General features: G+C 71.4%; 16 protein-coding genes and 1 tRNA gene. 13 read left to right on the forward strand and 4 right to left on the reverse strand.

The window, feature by feature from the left end; translation table 11 throughout:
* Nucleotides 1-126 precede the first annotated feature (126 nt).
* The 9 genes from AC5RVZ_RS03540 (at nucleotide 127) to AC5RVZ_RS03580 (ending at nucleotide 9,359) form a co-directional block, all read left to right on the forward strand.
* A complete protein-coding gene (locus AC5RVZ_RS03540; RefSeq protein ID WP_494064385.1) occupies nucleotides 127-1,305 on the forward strand; it encodes a TadA family conjugal transfer-associated ATPase in 1,179 nt (392 codons plus the stop codon).
* A complete protein-coding gene (locus tag AC5RVZ_RS03545) occupies nucleotides 1,290-2,219 on the forward strand; it encodes a type II secretion system F family protein (protein WP_494064386.1) in 930 nt (309 codons plus the stop codon). The genes AC5RVZ_RS03540 and AC5RVZ_RS03545 overlap by 16 nt, the downstream gene beginning before the upstream one ends.
* A gap of 42 nt (nucleotides 2,220-2,261) precedes the next feature.
* On the forward strand, nucleotides 2,262-2,501 hold the full coding sequence (locus tag AC5RVZ_RS03550) for a DUF4244 domain-containing protein (protein ID WP_494064387.1): 240 nt from the start codon (nucleotides 2,262-2,264) through the stop codon (nucleotides 2,499-2,501).
* The gene (locus AC5RVZ_RS03555; protein WP_494064388.1) at nucleotides 2,498-2,833 is read left to right on the forward strand and encodes a TadE family type IV pilus minor pilin; all 336 of its coding nucleotides are present in this window, start codon (nucleotides 2,498-2,500) and stop codon (nucleotides 2,831-2,833) included. The genes AC5RVZ_RS03550 and AC5RVZ_RS03555 overlap by 4 nt, the downstream gene beginning before the upstream one ends.
* Entirely contained in the window at nucleotides 2,833-3,153 is a 321-nt protein-coding gene (locus AC5RVZ_RS03560) for a helicase (RefSeq protein WP_494064389.1), read from the forward strand. Before AC5RVZ_RS03555 ends, AC5RVZ_RS03560 begins: the two co-directional genes overlap by 1 nt.
* A 68-nt stretch (nucleotides 3,154-3,221) precedes the next feature.
* Nucleotides 3,222-5,942, forward strand: coding sequence for a type I DNA topoisomerase (gene topA, locus AC5RVZ_RS03565; RefSeq protein WP_494064390.1), 2,721 nt, complete (start codon nucleotides 3,222-3,224; stop codon nucleotides 5,940-5,942).
* Entirely contained in the window at nucleotides 5,939-6,580 is a 642-nt protein-coding gene (gene tmk / locus AC5RVZ_RS03570) for a dTMP kinase (protein WP_494064391.1), read from the forward strand. Before topA ends, tmk begins: the two co-directional genes overlap by 4 nt.
* Nucleotides 6,581-6,636: 56 nt before the next feature.
* Nucleotides 6,637-7,800: a DNA polymerase III subunit delta' gene (locus AC5RVZ_RS03575; protein ID WP_494064392.1), complete on the forward strand. Its 1,164-nt coding sequence runs from the start codon at nucleotides 6,637-6,639 to the stop codon at nucleotides 7,798-7,800.
* Entirely contained in the window at nucleotides 7,797-9,359 is a 1,563-nt protein-coding gene (locus AC5RVZ_RS03580) for an alpha/beta hydrolase (protein WP_494064393.1), read from the forward strand. The genes AC5RVZ_RS03575 and AC5RVZ_RS03580 overlap by 4 nt, the downstream gene beginning before the upstream one ends.
* A gap of 4 nt (nucleotides 9,360-9,363) precedes the next feature.
* Here AC5RVZ_RS03580 and AC5RVZ_RS03585 read toward each other — a convergent pair whose 3' ends face one another.
* The 3 genes from AC5RVZ_RS03585 to AC5RVZ_RS03595 form a co-directional block, all read right to left on the reverse strand.
* Entirely contained in the window at nucleotides 9,364-10,023 is a 660-nt protein-coding gene (locus tag AC5RVZ_RS03585) for a methionine ABC transporter permease (protein WP_494064394.1), read from the reverse strand.
* Nucleotides 10,016-11,053: a methionine ABC transporter ATP-binding protein gene (locus tag AC5RVZ_RS03590; RefSeq protein WP_494064395.1), complete on the reverse strand. Its 1,038-nt coding sequence runs from the start codon at nucleotides 11,051-11,053 to the stop codon at nucleotides 10,016-10,018. The genes AC5RVZ_RS03585 and AC5RVZ_RS03590 overlap by 8 nt, the downstream gene beginning before the upstream one ends.
* A 65-nt stretch (nucleotides 11,054-11,118) precedes the next feature.
* Nucleotides 11,119-12,000, reverse strand: coding sequence for a MetQ/NlpA family ABC transporter substrate-binding protein (locus AC5RVZ_RS03595; protein WP_494064396.1), 882 nt, complete (start codon nucleotides 11,998-12,000; stop codon nucleotides 11,119-11,121).
* A gap of 235 nt (nucleotides 12,001-12,235) precedes the next feature.
* Between AC5RVZ_RS03595 and AC5RVZ_RS03600 the strand changes: the two genes are divergently transcribed.
* Together AC5RVZ_RS03600 and AC5RVZ_RS03605 are read left to right on the forward strand one after the other, a co-directional pair.
* A tRNA-Thr gene (locus AC5RVZ_RS03600) sits at nucleotides 12,236-12,308 on the forward strand.
* Between the two features lie 60 nt (nucleotides 12,309-12,368).
* On the forward strand, nucleotides 12,369-12,767 hold the full coding sequence (locus tag AC5RVZ_RS03605; RefSeq protein ID WP_494064397.1) for a hypothetical protein: 399 nt from the start codon (nucleotides 12,369-12,371) through the stop codon (nucleotides 12,765-12,767).
* A gap of 18 nt (nucleotides 12,768-12,785) precedes the next feature.
* On the opposite strand, the gene AC5RVZ_RS03610 is transcribed toward AC5RVZ_RS03605, so the two are convergent.
* The gene (locus AC5RVZ_RS03610; RefSeq protein ID WP_494064398.1) at nucleotides 12,786-13,748 is read right to left on the reverse strand and encodes an EamA family transporter; all 963 of its coding nucleotides are present in this window, start codon (nucleotides 13,746-13,748) and stop codon (nucleotides 12,786-12,788) included.
* 54 nt (nucleotides 13,749-13,802) lie between these two features.
* Between AC5RVZ_RS03610 and AC5RVZ_RS03615 the strand changes: the two genes are divergently transcribed.
* Nucleotides 13,803-16,010 (forward strand): MMPL family transporter, encoded by a 2,208-nt coding sequence (locus AC5RVZ_RS03615; RefSeq protein WP_494064399.1) that lies wholly within the window; start codon nucleotides 13,803-13,805, stop codon nucleotides 16,008-16,010.
* Nucleotides 16,007-16,585 (forward strand): isochorismatase family protein, encoded by a 579-nt coding sequence (locus AC5RVZ_RS03620; RefSeq protein WP_494064400.1) that lies wholly within the window; start codon nucleotides 16,007-16,009, stop codon nucleotides 16,583-16,585. Before AC5RVZ_RS03615 ends, AC5RVZ_RS03620 begins: the two co-directional genes overlap by 4 nt.
* The last annotated feature ends 27 nt before the right edge of the window (nucleotides 16,586-16,612 follow it).

Here is a 16,612-nt window from a genome sequence, read left to right on the forward strand (position 1 = left end):
AATTTCCCTCGGGGCGCTCGAACAGCCACCGAGCGCTCCTCCTCCACAGGCGCGGCTCGACCGCACGCATCCACGAGTCCGGCCCCCGCGAGCTCCAGTGCCGCGGGGTGTTCCTAGCGTCGAAGCATGTCCGCAGCATTCGTCGTCCGGCCGCGGGAGGACGCTCCTACCGTGCGTCTTTCCGACGCGAGGGCCCGGGGCGCCGACCCGGCCGTTCCCGCTGCTTGCGGCGACCCCGCATCCGTGCCCGTGCGCACGGCGCTCGGATGGGTGCCGTCTCCGGCCGTCCGAGCGGCACGAACGCCGGATGCCTCCGCCCGGCCGCCGCACGTCGACCGTGCCGCACGAAGCCGGTCCCTGGCGGCGCGTCACCCGATCCTCGCCCCGCTCACGACCTTCCTCGACGACCCGGACGTGACGGACGTGTTCGTCAACGGCGCCACGGGTCTGTTCGTGGACCGCGGCGACGGACCGGTGCCGGTGCCGGCGTGGCAGGCGACGGAGGAGGAGGTCCGCGAGCTCGCCGTCGCGCTCATCGGCGTCGGCGGGCGTCACATCGACGACGCGACGCCGTGCATCGACGTGCGCCTGGACGGCGGCATCCGCGTGCATGCCGCGCTTCCGCCGATCGCCGCCGAGGGGACGGCGATCTCGATCCGCGTGCCGCGCCTGATCGACCCGCGGCTGGACGAGCTGCAGGCCACCGGCATGGTGGATGCCTCACAGCGGAGGGAGCTCGATGCGGCGATCGCGCGCCGCGCCAATCTCCTGGTCACCGGCGCGGCCGGCGCGGGCAAGACCACACTGCTCGGCGCACTGCTGAGCGAAGCGCCGGCCTCGGAGCGCATCGTCACCATCGAGGATGTCGCCGAGCTGCGGATCGCGCACCCTCACCATGTGCGACTGGAGGCGCGCCAGCCGAACCTCGAGGGCGCCGGCGGCATCGGGCTCGCGCGCCTGGTCCGTGAAGCGCTGCGCATGCGACCCGATCGGCTGGTGGTCGGCGAGTGCCGCGGCGAGGAGGTGCGCGAGCTGCTGTCCGCACTCAACACCGGTCACGACGGCGGAGCCGGAACACTGCACGCCAACAGTCTGCGAGACGTACCCGCAAGACTCGAGGCGCTCGGCGCTCTGGCCGCGCTCGAACCGGTCGCGCTCGCGCGGCAGGCCGCCAGCGCCATCGACCTGGTGCTGCACGTCGAGCGATCGGCTGACGGGAGGCGGCGCCTCGCGGAGGTCGGGCGTCCGGTCGTGGGCGAGGACGGCAGGCTCACGATGGAGCAGGTGCGATGGCACGCAGAGTGACGGCGGCCGAGGAACCGCATGCCGCCGCCGAAACGGTCCTTCGGCTCGCCGTGCTCCTGCAGGCGGGCCTGTCCCCGGCGCGCGCGTGGCGTCAGCTGGCCGACGCCGGCGACCCGTCCGCGATCCGGATCATGCAGGCCATGGACGACGGCGTGCCGATGAAGGATGCGGTCGCCGCGGCGGGTCGCGGATGGCGCGACGTCGCCGCGGCGTGGCGGGTCGCGATCACGGTCGGAGCGCCGCTCGCCGAGAGCCTGCGAGGGCTGGCGGTCTCCCTGCGGGACGCGCAGGAGGCTGCCGACGACGTGCGGGTCGCCCTGGCCGAACCGGCCGCGACCGCGCGGCTGATGGGCTGGCTGCCGCTGGTGGGGATGGGGCTCGGCGCTGCGCTGGGCTTCGACACCTTCGGCGTGGTGTTCACCCACCCGGTCGGCATCGCGTGCCTGGTCGGCGGTGCCGGTCTGATCGTCGCCGCGCAGAGGTGGAGCACGCGACTCGTTCGACGAGCGCACGCCGCCGCCGGGGTGCCGGGCCTCGACGCCGAGCTCGTCGCGATCGCGCTGAGCGGCGGCGTGTCGATCGACCGCGCCACCGCTCTCGTCCGCGAGGCACGCGCCGCCTCGGGTGCGAGTGACCCGCCCTCGGGTGGCGAGCGCCCCGCGGCGCCCCCCGGCGACGGCGTGGCGGATGTGCTGACGCTCTCCCAGGCGGCCGGCATCCCGGCGGTCGAGCTGCTGCGAGCCACCGCCGCGCATGCCCGTCATCGTGCGCGCATCGACGGACGACTGCGCGCCGCGCGGCTGTCGTCTCGACTTCTCATCCCACTCGGGGTGTGCACGCTTCCCGCCTTCCTGCTCCTCGGGGTCGCGCCCATGCTGCTGAGCGTGGTGAAGGGGATGCCGCTGTCTCTGTGACCCGCCGAACGTGCCCACCACACCGATCGAAGGAGGAAACAAATGTCCCTACCCGCCGCCCCTGCACGGGCGCTCCCGATGCTCACGCGGCGTCGCGCCGAGCGGCTCTTCCTGCCGCGCGACGCGGACGACGCGGATGACGCGGGGGCCGCGACGGCCGAGTACGCGATCGCCACGATGGCGGCGGTCGCCTTCGCCGGGCTGCTCGTGGTCATCATGCGGTCGGACGAGGTGCGCGGCATCCTGACCGACCTCGTCCGCCGTGCCCTGACGGTGGCATGAGCACGCGGCGGGCGGGCGACGACCGCGGCTCGGTCGTGGCCGAGTTCGCGGTCGCGCTCCCCGCCGTCGTCCTCGTTCTCGCGCTCGGTGCGGGGGCTCTCGCCGCCGGCTCGCGCCAGGTGCGACTGCAGGATGCCGCGGCCGACGCCGCACGCCTGAGCGCGCGCGGCGAGTCGGCCGCGCGCGTCCACGCGGCCGTCTCGTCCGCGCTGCCCGGCGCCGCGGCCTCGATCCAGGAGCGCGGCGACCTCGTGTGCGTCACCGCGTCCGCCACGGTCCTGCTGAACCTGCGCATCACGGCGGACGCGTGCGCTCTTGCAGGCGGACTGTGATGGCCGGTGCTGTCTCCATCGCCGGGGTCGTAGGAGGAGCGGCCGCCCTCGTGATGGCGCTCGCCGCGGGCGGTGCGGCGGCCGTCACGGGGCAGCGATTGGCGGCAGCGGCCGACGCGGCGGCGCTCGCGGCAGCCGACACCGCGTCAGGAGCCGCGCTGGGGGTGCCGTGCGGGCGCGCGGCGGAACTCGCGGGAACGTTCCAGGCCCGCCTGGAGTTGTGCGAAGTGACGGACCTGATCGCGACCGTGACGGTTTCGACCTCGTTCGGCCCGCTGCCGGTGACCGCGTCAGCGCGGGCAGGTCCACCACCCGAGTGACCGACGGCTCACAGCGACCACACCGCAACGTGGAGTGTATGGTGTGCGTCGAAGAAAGGACGCCCCCTTTGGCATCAGGCAAGAAGCTCGTCATCGTCGAGTCCCCGACGAAGATGAGGTCGATTCAGGGCTACCTCGGCGAAGGCTACGAGGTGCTCAGCTCGGTCGGGCACATCCGCGACCTCGCGGACAAGAAGGACATCCCGGCCGACAAGAAGGAGGCTTACGGCAAGTACTCCATCGACATCGAGCACGGCTTCGACCCTTATTACGTCGAGAGCGAGCGCGGCAAGAAGACCGTGGCCGAGCTGAAGCGCGCACTGCGCGGGGCGGACGAGCTCCTGCTCGCCACCGATGAGGATCGCGAGGGCGAGGCGATCGCGTGGCACCTGCTGGAGGCGCTCAAGCCGAAGGTCCCTGTGCGACGCATGGTGTTCCACGAGATCACGAAGGACGCCATCCGCGCGGCGGTCGACAACACGCGCGAGCTCGACCTCGCCCTGGTCGACGCGCAGGAGACCCGGCGGATCCTCGACCGCCTCTACGGCTGGGACGTCAGCCCCGTGCTGTGGTTCAAGGTGCAGCAGGGCACCTCCGCCGGTCGCGTGCAGTCCGCCGCCACCCGCCTGGTGGTCGACCGGGAGCGCGAGCGCATGGCGTTCGTCTCGGCGTCCTATTGGGACATCGAAGCCACCGCCGCGCCGAACCGTCCGGGCGGCATCGACGACTCGTTCACCACCCGCCTCGCCCGCGTGGACGGCGCAGCCCTCGCCCGCGGCACCGACTTCGACGACCGCGGTGAGCTGAAGAAGGCCGTGCTCGTCCTCGACGAGACGCAGGCACGAGAACTGGCGACCGCCATCGAGGCGGCCGCCCAGGCATCCGTGTCAGGCGTCGAGTCCAAGCCCGGCACGCGCAGCCCCAAGCCGCCCTTCACCACCTCGACCCTGCAGCAGGAGGCAGGCCGCAAGCTCTCGATGAGCGCCAAGCACGCCATGAGCGTCGCCCAGCGTCTCTACGAGAAGGGCTTCATCACCTACATGCGCACCGACTCGACCGCCCTGAGCACGCAGGCCGTCCAGGCCGCGCGCGAGCAGGCGGTCGCGATGTACGGCGAGAAGGCTGTGCCGCTGAACCCGCGCACGTACCGCAGCAACAGCAAGAACGCGCAGGAGGCCCACGAGGCGATCCGCCCGTCGGGAGAGCGCTTCCGGACGCCCGCCGAGGTCTCCGGTGAGCTCGACCGCGACGAGATGCGGCTGTACGACCTCATCTGGAAGCGCACCATGGCGAGCCAGATGGCCGACGCCAAGTACGAGACCACGACGGTGACGCTCGAGGTCACCGCGGGCGGGCGCCGCGCCGAGTTCACGGCATCCGGAACGGTCTACACCTTCAAGGGCTTCCTCGAGGCCTACGAAGAGGGCAGGGACGAGAAGCGCGGCGACGCCGACAGGACCGATGACCAGGCGCTGCCCGCCCTCGCCGTGGGCGACGTCCTGCGCCTGCGCGAGGTCGAGCCCAAGGGGCACGCGACCAGCCCCAAGCCGCGCTACACCGAGGCGAGCCTCGTCAAGGCGCTCGAGGAGAAGGGGATCGGCCGCCCGTCGACCTTCGCGAGCATCATCGACGTGATCCTCAACCGCGGATACGTGACCAAGCGCGGACAGGCGCTGATCCCGAGCTGGCTGGCCTTCAGCGTCGTCCGTCTGCTCGAGCAGCACTTCCCGGACCTCGTGGACTACGACTTCACCGCCGCCCTCGAGGACGACCTGGACGCGATCGCGCGAGGCGAGCAGAAGCGCGAGGAGTGGCTGAAGGAGTTCTACTTCGGCTCCGACCAGCACGTGGGACTGCGCAACATCGTCGACAACCTCGGTGAGATCGACGCGCGGGCGCTCAACTCCACGCCCATCGGCGACGTGGCGACGCTGCGGTTCGGCAAGTACGGCCCGTACCTCGAGGTTCCCGACAAGGACAACCCGGATGCCGAGCCCCGCCGCGTCAACATCCCCGAGGACCTCGCCCCCGACGAGCTGACGCCGCAGAAGGCGCAGGAGCTCATCGACGCGCCGGTCGCGGGCGACCGCGTGCTGGGGGAGAACCCGGCCAACGGGAAGCTCGTCGTGGTCAAGGACGGACGCTTCGGCCCCTACGTGCAGGAGACCGACCCGCCCGCAGCGGAGGAGGTCGACGAAGCCACCGGGGAAGTGCGGCCGGCTCAGGAACCGGAGGAATCGGCGCCGAAGAAGCGCGGCGCGAAGAAGGCTCCGGCGGCACCCAAGCCCCGTACGGCGTCGCTGTTCAAATCGATGTCGGTCGACACGATCGACCTGGAGACCGCGCTGAAGCTGCTCGACCTGCCTCGGACGGTCGGAACCGATCCCGCGACGGGCGAGGTGATCACCGCGCAGAACGGCCGGTACGGGCCGTACTTGAAGAAGGGCACCGACTCGCGGACGCTGCAGAGCGAGCAGCAGATCTTCGACATCACCCTCGAGGAGGCGCTCGCCGTCTACGCCCAGCCGAAGTACGGCGCCCGCGCCGCGAGCTCGGCTCTGAAGGAGTTCGAGGCCGACCCCACCAGCGGCAAGCCGATCAAGCTGAAGGACGGCCGGTTCGGTCCGTACGTCACCGACGGCGAGACCAACGCCACCATCCCTCGCGGTGAGGACGCGATGGAGGTCACTTTCGAGCGCGCCGTGCAGCTGCTCGCCGACAAGCGTGCGAAGGGGCCGGCGAAGCGTCCCGCCAAGCGCACGGCGCGCAAGACCCCGGCGAAGAAGTGACGGCAGCCACCGACCGACGGCCGGGACTGTTCGTCACGTTCGAAGGCGGCGACGGCGTCGGCAAGACGACGCAGGCGACGCTGCTGGAGCGCTGGCTCACGGATGCCGGTCGCACGGTGGTGCGCACGCGCGAGCCCGGCGGCACCGAGGTCGGCGTGCTGATCCGCGACATCGTCCTGCATCACCGCGGCGAAGTGTCGCCGCGTGCCGAGGCGCTGCTGTACGCCGCCGACCGGGCGCACCACATCGAGACGGTGGTGCGTCCCGCGCTCGACCGCGGCGACATCGTGATCCAGGACCGCTACCTCGACTCGTCGGTGGCGTACCAGGGAGCGGGACGGGTGCTCGGGCGCGACGAGGTGCGACAGCTGTCGCTGTGGGCCACAGCGGGACTGCTTCCCGATCTCACGGTTCTGCTGGATCTGGACCCGGCCGCCGCCCGCGCGCGACTGGACGCCGACGACAAGCCGTTCGATCGGCTCGAGGCCGAGAAGGAGTCGTTCCACGCGCGCGTACGCGACGAGTTCCTCGTCCTGGCCGCCGCCGAACCGGACCGCTTCCTCGTCCTCGACGCCTCTTCGGCGCCCGACGTCCTCGCCGCGCTCGTGCGCGAGCGTGTGAAGACGCTCCTCGGCTGACCTCGCGCGCGCCCGCCGCCCGTCCGGGGTCGGCAGCCGCGGATAGGCTGTTCGGCATGGAACCCGCCCGCGACACCACGGTCGTCGATGCGCCTTGGGGGAACGTGTGGGGGCAGGACGAGGCGGTCGCGACCCTGCGGGAGGCGGCATCCGATCCGGCGTCGATGACGCACGCGTGGCTCATCACCGGCCCGCCTGGATCAGGCCGGTCCACGCTCGCGTACGCCTTCGCCGCCGCGCTCATCGCGGAGCCGGGAGATGAGGCGGCGATGCGACAGGTCCTGGCCGGGACGCACCCCGATCTCACGGCGCTGCGCACCGAGGGGGTCATCATCTCGATCAAGGACGCGCGGGCCCTCGTCGAGCGCTCCTACTTCTCGCCCTCGCTCGGCCGGTACCGGGTCATCGTGATGGAGGACGCCGACCGCATGGCCGAGCGCACGTCGAACGTGCTGCTCAAGGCGCTCGAGGAGCCGCCCGAGCGGACCGTCTGGGTGCTGTGCGCGCCCAGCGACGCCGATCTGCTGCCGACCATCCGCTCGCGGGTCCGCACGCTGCGCCTGCGCGAACCCGACGTCGCGGACGTCGCGCGACTGATCACGCAGCGCACCGGCGTGGACCAGGCTGTGGCCGAGCAGTCCGCACGTCATGCACAGCGGCACATCGGCATGGCGCAGCGGCTGGCGACGGATGCGTCGGCCCGCGCCCGCCGCGACGCCACGCTGCGCGCGGTGCTCGGTGTGCGCGGCGTGGGCGACGTCGTCGAGGTCGCCGGGACGATCGTGGCCGCGGCGACCGAGGACGCCAAGGCGCTCACCGCGGAGCGCGACGAGTCGGAGCGCGCCACGCTGCTGCGCACGCTCGGCATCGCCGAGGGCGGCGCCATCCCGCCCGCGGTGCGGTCGCAGCTGTCGGCGCTCGAGGACGAGCAGAAGCGCCGCGCGACCCGCAGCCTCCGCGACGGCATCGACCGCGTGCTCACCGACCTCGAGTCCCTGTTCCGCGACGTGCTCATGCTGCAGTTCGGCCGCGACGGCTCGCTCATCAACGTCGAGCTGGAGGACGAGCTGCGCGCGCTCGCCGCCGCGTGGACGCCCGAGCGCACCCTGACGGTGGTCGACCGGATCGGCGAGACGCGTGAGAACCTGGAGCTCAACGCCGCTCCCACCCTGGCCCTCGAAAGCATGCTCGTGACCGTCGCGAGCGGAAGGATCCTGTGAACGAGTCCCGTCCCCGCCGAGCCTCGCGGCGGGCGAGAGCTGCCGCCTTCGTGGCGGGGCTTGCCGCAGCATCCGTCGCACTCACCGGCTGCCTGTACGCACTGATCCCGGAGGGGACGGCGCGACCGTCGGCCAGCAGGACCCCTGACAGCGCCGGCGTCCCCGCCGAGCTCGCACCGTTCTACGAGCAGACCCTCGCGTGGGAGGACTGCGACGGCTTCGACTGCACGATGGTGACCGCGCCGCTGGACTGGTCCGACCCGGCGGCGGGGGAGATCGAGCTGTCGGTCATCCGCAGCCGCGCCGAGAGCGCCGATCCGGTCGGTTCGCTCCTGACCAATCCCGGCGGACCGGGAGCCAGCGGCGTGGCCCTCATCCGCGACTCGCTGTCGTTCGCCGTCGGAGACGCGGTGCGCGACCGCTTCGACGTGATCGGCTTCGACCCCCGCGGCGTCGGCGGGTCCACCGCGGTGCGCTGCTTCGATGCGGCCGAGATGGACGCATACCTCTTCGACATCCCGCAGGCGCAGCGCGGAACGGATGCCTGGGCGGCGGAGCTGCTGGAAGGTCATCGGAGCTTCGCCGAAGCGTGCGAGGCCAACAGCGACGGCATCCTGCCGTACATCACGACCGAGAACGCCGCGCGCGACATGGACCTGCTGCGCGCCGTCCTCGGCGACCGTGAGCTGTACTACCTCGGCTACTCGTACGGCACCTTCCTGGGCGCGACCTACGCGAAGCTGTTCCCCGAACGCGTCGGACGACTCGTGCTCGACGGGGCCATCGACCCGTCCGTGTCGGGGCTCGACGTCGGCACGACGCAGGGCGTCGGGTTCGAGTCCGCGCTGCGGGCGTACATGGCCGACTGCCTCGAGGACGACCAGTGCCCTTTCCGGGGCACCGTGGATGACGCCATGGCGGATCTCGGGACGCTGCTGGCGACGGTCGACCGCACCCCGATCCCCAACTCCGACGGCCGGATGCTGGGCGCCGACGCGCTGATGACCGCGATCATCGCCGCGCTGTACTCACCGGACAGCTGGACGTTCCTGAGCTCCGCCCTCGCCGATGCGATGGCCGGCGACCCCGAGGCGGCGTTCCTGCTCGCGGACTTCTACTACAACCGCGAGGGCGGGCAGTACCTGGACAACTCCACCGAGGCGTTCCGCGCGTACAACTGCATGGACTACCCGGTGGACTCCTCGCCCGAGGAGGAGGCGGCTGCGCAGGCGCTCCTCGACGCGAAGGCGCCCACCGTGGCACCCTACTGGGCGGGCCCGGATCCGTGCGAGGAATGGCCGTACCCGGCGTCGGGGGTGCGCGAGCCGATCGCCGCAGAGGGAGCCGCCCCGATCGTGGTGGTGGGGACGACCAACGACCCCGCGACGCCGTACGAATGGTCGGTGTCGCTGGCCGAGCAGCTCGAATCCGGCGTCCTGGTGACCCGGGTGGGCGAGGGGCACACCGGCTACAACAAGGGCAACGCGTGCGTCGATCAGGCGGTGGAGTCGTATCTCGTCGACGGCGCCGCGCCGGAGGACGGTCTGCGCTGCGAGTGACCGGTCAGCGTCGCAGCACCCGTCGCGCGAGCGCATTGCCGAGGAACTGCACCGCCTGCACGAGCACGATGATGACCAGCACGGCCGCCCACGTGACCCACGGGTTGAACTGCTTGAAGCCGTAGACGATGGCGAACTCGCCGAGGCCGCCGGCGGCGACGGCACCGGCGATGGCGGTCATGTCGACCAGCGCCACGACGATGAAGGTGTACCCCAGGATCAGCGGTCCGAGGGCCTCGCGCGGGAGCAGGCCGAAGAGGATGCGCGTGCGGCTGGCGCCCGCAGCACGGGCCGCCTCGACGACGCCGGGGCGCACGGTCAGCAGGTTCTGCTCCACGATGCGGCTGATGGCGAACAGGGACGCGATCGTGATGGCGAAGATCCCGAATTCCGGGCCGATGCCGGGGATGCCGAAGCTGCGGGCGATCGGCTGCACGGCGGCGAGCAGGATGACGAACGGGATCGGGCGGAAGAAGTTCACCAGCACGTTGATGGCGCCGAAGAGCGCGCGGTTGGGAAAGAGGCTGCCCGGCCTGGTGGCGTACAGCGCCAATCCGACCAGGAGGCCCGCGAGCCCGCCCAGGACGAGGCTGAACGAGACGACGTAGAGCGTCTCGGCGGTCGCGGCCCACAGCTCCGGAAGCAGGTCGATGAGCCTATCCACGGGTGTCCTCCTCGAGGAGCGGAGCGAACGCGGATGCCGCGTCGATGGCGCGCTGCACGGCATCCGTCTCACCCGTCAGGGCGAGAGTGAGGTGACCGAAGACCCGACCGCGGATGTCGTTGATGCCGCCGTGGATCAGCTCGAACCGGACGCCGTGCGATGACAGCGCGGCGAAGATGTCGGCCTGGGTCACGTCGCCGTCGCGCACCGTGAAGGTGACGATGCGGCCCGGGTGACGCTCCCGGAGGACGCGGAGCTGCTCGCCGGCGGGCACGTCGTCGATGATGCTCGCGACGAAGCGCCGGGTGGCCGGGTGCCGCGGCGCCGAGAGGACGTCGAAGACCTCACCGGCCTCGATGATGCGGCCGTGCTCCATCACGATGACCCGGTCGGCGAGCGTTCGGATGACGTCCATCTCGTGCGTGATGACGAGGATCGTCACGCCCAGCTCGGCGTTGACGCGGCGCAGCAGCGCGAGCACTTCCTGCGTCGTGTCGGGATCGAGGGCGCTGGTCGCCTCATCGGCGAGCAGGATGCGGGGGCTGGTCGCGAGCGCGCGCGCGATGCCGACGCGCTGCTTCTGACCGCCCGAGAGCTGCTCGGGGAAACTGCGGGCCTTGTCGGCCAGGCCCACGAACCGCAGCAGCTCGTCGACGCGCGCCGTGATCTCGGCGCGGGGCCGGCGGGCCACCTCGAGCGGGTAGGCGACGTTCTTCGCGACCGTTCGCGAGTCGAACAGGTTGAACTGCTGGAAGATCATGCCGATGTCCCCGCGGAGTGCGCGCAGAGCTCGTTCGTTCAGCCGGGTGATGTCGGTGCCGTCGATCTCCACCGTTCCCGAGGTGGGGGACTCCAGCGCGTTCACCAGCCGGAGGACGGTGCTCTTCCCGGCCCCCGAGTAGCCGATGATGCCGCACACCTCGCCCTGGGCGACGGCGAGTGAGACATCGTCGACGGCGACGACGGGCGCGGCCGCCTTCGAGGCGGCCGGGAAGGTCTTGGTGACGCCGGTCAGGCGGATCAGGGTCATGGTGCTCCTTGCAGCACGCGCGTGCGCGGCCCGCTCACGAGGAGCCGGCCGCGCACGCGACGGAATCACTGGTTGGCGCGGATGTCTTCCTCGACGTCGGAGAGCGAAGCGGCCAGCTCCTCGGCGGGGGTCTTCACCAGCACGGCGGTGCCGCCGGAAGCCTCCTGCAGGCCGTCCGTCACCTCCTGGGTGTCCTGGAAGATCTCGACGAGCTTCAGGTAGGTCGGGTTGTCGGCGTCCTCCGCCTTGGCGGCGAAGATGTTGATGTACGGCAGCGCGTTGGGGTCGGACGGGTCGTCGGTCGCGATGGCGTCGTCGAAGCTGAGCCCGGCGTCCTCGACGAAGTCGTTGTTGATGATGGCCGCGGCCACGTCGGGGAGCGACGTCGCGGTGAAGGCGGCATCCAGCGCCTCGACCTTCACCTTGGACTCGGGGAGCACGTCGGCGACGGTCGAGAAGATGGAGCCGCCGTCCTGCAGCTCGATGAGCCCGGCGGACTGCAGCACCAGCAGGCCGCGCGCCTGGTTGGACTCGTCGTTGGGCACGGCGACCGTGGAGCCCTCGGGGATGTCCTCGACCGAGTCGTACTGCGAGGAGTACAGGCCCAGCGGGTAGATGGCGGTCGCGCCGATCGGCTGCAGGTCGTCGTCGGAGGCGACGTTGTACGTGGCGAGGTAGATCACGTGCTGGAACTGGTTGAGGTCGAGCTCGCCCGCCGACAGCGCCGGGTTGGGCTGCGTGTACTCGCTGAAGTCGACGATCTCGACCTGGATGCCCTCGTCGGCAGCCGCCTGGGCGTAGGTCTCCCAGTAGGGGTCACCGGCACCGACGACGCCGATGCGCACGACCTCGTCCTCGGCCGCCGCGCCGCCCGCGGTGGCGCAGCCGCCGAGCAGGAGGGCGAGGGGAAGGGCCAGTGCGGCCGCGGACACGAACTTCTTGGACATGTGCTGCTCCTGTGGATCGAGGTCCGCAGGACGGTTGCACCGCCGCGCGATCCGCAGGACCGCGCACGCTTCCTCGCGGACCGGGTACGAACCTACGTCGCCGCCGCGCGCGAGCCGAATCGGTCCGTAACACGTGGACACCGAGTCGCCCGACCGTCGGACGCGCGGCTTCCGGTTCGCGAGCGGTGCGACGAGGCTGTAAGATCGTTGATCGTGCATCGCGCAAGCGAAGCGCGCCACCTTAGCTCAGTCGGCAGAGCGATTCACTCGTAATGAATAGGTCAAGGGTTCGATTCCCTTAGGTGGCTCCGAACCGGAAGCGGCCGCCACGGCGGCCGCTTTCCGTATCCGACGGACGGAGATCATCGGTGCCCGATCATGCGATCGACGCCATCGTCGAGATCTTCTCCTGGGTCGGGTTCAGCGTCGGCGCCCTGCTCGCCGGCATCGCCCTGATCATCTACCTGCTCGACGGCACCTGGGTGCCTGTGCGCGCGGTCGTGGAGGAGACGACGGACGGCCGGATCGTCCGCTGGTTCGACGACGAGGGCGGCGTGAACGAGGCCTGGCTCAACCACGAGCAGGAGCGTGCGATCGGCGATCGCGACATGGCCGACATCTTCTACCGACGCGGATCCCGCGACCGGATGCGGCTGACGCGTCGCTCGCCCGCCGTGCGCGCCGTCACGCTGCTGGCTGTCGGGATGCTCGCGCTCGGCGTCGTCTCGCTGACCGTCTCGCTCGTGCTGCTGTTCGTGCGCGGCTAGGATCTCCGCCGGGCGGGGTCAGGCGATCGCGAGCATGCCGCCCGCGGTGAGGGCGAGTGCCAGGCCCACCCACTGCACGGGCGCCACGCGCTCGCGCAGCACGACCGCCGCGAGCAGGATCGTCCCGGCCGGGTACAGCGCTGTCAGCGCCGAGACGACCGACAGGTCCCCCTGCCGCAGTGCCACCAGCATGAGGGCGTTCGCCGCGGCATCCGCGACGCCGCACGCGATCGCGAGCCACCACGCCCGCCGGCGCGACATGTCGGTGATGCCACCGGTGGTCGCCGGCTCGGTGTGTCCGACGTCGGCGCGACCGCTCGGGGTGGCGCCCAGCCGCAGTCCGGCGACGTCGAGGACGGACGTCGCGGGACGGCCGCCACGGACGGCGGCGACGGCGAGGGCGGCGACGACGATCAGCGTCACGGCCGCGCTCGTCGCGCGGCTCATGACGAGCGGCACGAGGCCGCTGTCGTCGCCGGTCTGATCGATCACGATGAGGAATGCGCCGATCGCGAGGCCGGCGCCCGTGGCCATCAGGACCCCTCGCACGCTCGGCCGGAGGTTGTGCTCGCCGGGGATGAAGCCCACCAGCACGACCGCTACGAGTGCGACGCCCAGGCCGGCGTATCCGACCGGCGCGAGCGCGTCGCCCTTGACCAGCAGGCCCCACAGCATCGGCGCGATCGCTGAGACGACGGCGGTGAGCGGTGAGAGGATGCTCATGGGTCCGACCGCCAAGCAGGCGTACAGCAGGGCCACCGCCGCGATGCCGATGAAGCCTGCCAGCACGCCCCAGGTCAGATCGAACGGGGTCCACCGGCCGCCGACGAGCGGCTGCGCGACGACCAGGGCGACGAGCCCCGAGACGGCTGCAGCGCACGTGACGACGATCGAGCGGAGTCGCTTCGCCGCGAGGCCCCCCAGGAAGTCGGCGGATCCGTAGACGAGGGCGCCGACGAGGGCGATCACGGCGGAGACCATCGCCGATCAGCATAGGGCGACCTGCCGGACGAGGTTGCTAGATAAGCTAGCGACATGACGACCCTCCGCCGCGATCGCCGTCAGCCGAGCCGCTGGATCCGCATCGGCATCCCGGCGCTGCTGGTGCTGCTGTGGCTCGTCGGCGGGTCGATCGGCGGACCGTACTTCGGCAAGGTCGATGAGGTCTCCACGAACGACCGGTCCTCGTTCCTGCCTGAGAGTGCGGACGCCACGCAGGTGGACGGCCGCCTGGCCGACTTCCTCGGCGAGGACAGCATCCCCGCGGTGGTCGTCGTCACGGGCCGCGGCGACGCGCTCACCGAGGACGACCTCGCCCAGGTGCAGGCGGCGGCCGCCGAGCTCGCCGGCACGGACGGCGTCGAAGACGGCGTCTCGCCGCCGATCCCGTCGGAGGACGGCGAGGCCGTGCAGATCTTCGTGCCCATCGACGCCTCGGGCGAGGTGAGGGAGACCGTCGAGGGGATCCGGACGCTGCTGGACGAGCACCTGGCCGACGGCCTGCAGGCGTGGGTGACCGGGCCGGCGGGGTTCACGTCGGACCTCGTGGCGGGCTTCCTCGGCATCGACGGCCTGCTGCTGGCCGTCGCGCTCATCGCGGTGTTCGTGATCCTCGTGGTCGTCTACCGGTCGCCGCTGCTGCCCGTGCTGGTGCTCACCACCTCGGTGTTCGCGCTCTGCGTGGCGCTGCTCACCGTGTGGTGGCTCGCCAGGGCGGGCATCGTGGTGCTCAACGGGCAGGTGCAGGGGATTCTGTTCATCCTGGTGATCGGCGCGGCCACCGATTACGCGCTGCTGTATGTCGCGCGCTTCCGTGAGGCCGTGGCGACCGGACTGCGGCGGTGGGATGCCACCCGCGCGGCGTGGCGGGGAGCTTTCGAGCCCATCCTGGCCTCCGGTGGCACCGTGATCGCGGGGCTCCTGTGTCTGCTGCTGTCGGACCTCGCCACCAATCGCGCCCTCGGACCCATCGCCTCGATCGGCATCGGGTTCTCCGTGCTCTCCGCGCTGACCTTCCTGCCGGCTCTGCTCGCGCTGTTCGGCCGGGCCGCGTTCTGGCCGTTCATCCCGAGGGAGCCGGTCGCCTCGCTGCCCGACGATCCGGCGCGGCCGGTGAAGGGGCTGTGGCCCCGGCAGGCCCGCTTCGTCGCGCGGCACGCGCGTGCGCTGTGGATCGCGTGCTCGGTGGTGCTGCTGGCCGGCGCCGTGGGCATCACGCAGCTGAAGGCCGACGGGGTGGCGACCAGCGACCTCGTCCTCGGCGCCTCCGAGGCTCGGGACGGCCAGGAGATCCTCGCGGAGCACTTCCCGGCCGGGTCCGGGTCGCCCGTGTACGTGATCGTGTCCGAGGGGGATCTCGCCGCGGCGGTCGCCGTGCTGGACGCCTCGGACGGCGTGGGAGCGCCGGCCGTGGCATCCGAGGACTCCCCGAGCGGCCAGGCCGCGGTCACCGTGGAGGGCGGCGAGCCGGTCTTGGCCGCAACGGGACCGCCGGGCGCGCCGGCACCCGCGCCGACCGTCACGCGCGGGGAGGTGCTCGTGAGCGCGACCCTGACGGATGCGGCCGACTCCGTCGCCGCGGAGGAGACCGTGCGCGCGGTGAGGGCCGATCTGGACCGCGAGCTGGGTGAGGGAACGGCGCTCGTGGGCGGCGAGACGGCGACCGACATCGACACCAACGACACATCGATCCGCGACCGCACGGTGATCATCCCGGTCGTGCTCACCGTGATCCTCCTCATCCTCGCACTGCTGCTGCGGTCGGTCCTCGCCCCGGTGCTGCTCATCGCGACGGTGATCCTGTCGTTCGCGACGGCGCTGGGAGTGAGTGCGCTGGTCTTCAACGGCCTTCTCGGCTTCCCCGGTGCCGATCCCGCGGTGCCGCTGTACGGGTTCGTGTTCCTGGTGGCGCTCGGCGTCGACTACAACATCTTCCTGATGTCGCGGGTCCGCGAGGAGTCCCTGCGGCACGGGACGCGGCCGGGCATCCTGCGCGGACTCGTGGCGACCGGCGGAGTCATCACGTCGGCCGGGCTCGTGCTGGCGGCGACGTTCGCCGCGCTGGGGGTCATCCCGATCCTGTTCCTCGCGCAGATCGCCTTCATCGTCGCGTTCGGGGTGCTTCTGGACACGTTCGTCGTGCGGTCGCTGCTCGTTCCGGCGCTGTCGTACGACATCGGTCGCGCGATCTGGTGGCCCTCGAAGCTGTGGCGCGATCCGCCGGAGCGTACGCTCGGACCATGAGCAAGGCACTGTTCATCGTCGACGTTCAGAACGACTTCACCGAGGGCGGCGCCCTCGGCGTGGAAGGCGGCGACGCCGTCGCTCGGCGCATCTCGGACTACCTCGCCGCCCATGCCGACGACTACGACGTCATCGTCGCCTCCCGGGACTGGCACGACGGGGACAACGACAACGGCGGCCACTTCCACCCTGAGCCCGACTTCGTCGACACCTGGCCGGTGCACTGCGTCAGCGGCACGGAGGGAGCCGAGTACGACCCCGCGCTGGACACGGCGCCGGTGACCCACCACGTCAAGAAGGGGCAGGGGAGGCCAGCGTACTCGCTGTTCGAGGGCGTCACCGACGACGGCGTCACCGTCTCGCAGCTGCTGGACGAGCACGGCGTCGTCGACGTCGACGTCGCCGGCATCGCGACCGACTACTGCGTGCGGGCCTCGGCGCTCGATGCGATCGAGCACGGGCGTCACGTTCGCGTCCTCACAGACCTCGTGGCCGGCGTCGCTGCGGACTCCAGCGACGCCGCGCTCGCCGAGCTGGCGCACGCGGGGGCGGAGCTCACCGAATCGGGAGCGTGATCGCCCCTGCACGGCGGCGCCGATGTG

Source organism: Arthrobacter sp. Cza30, from assembly GCF_059090765.1.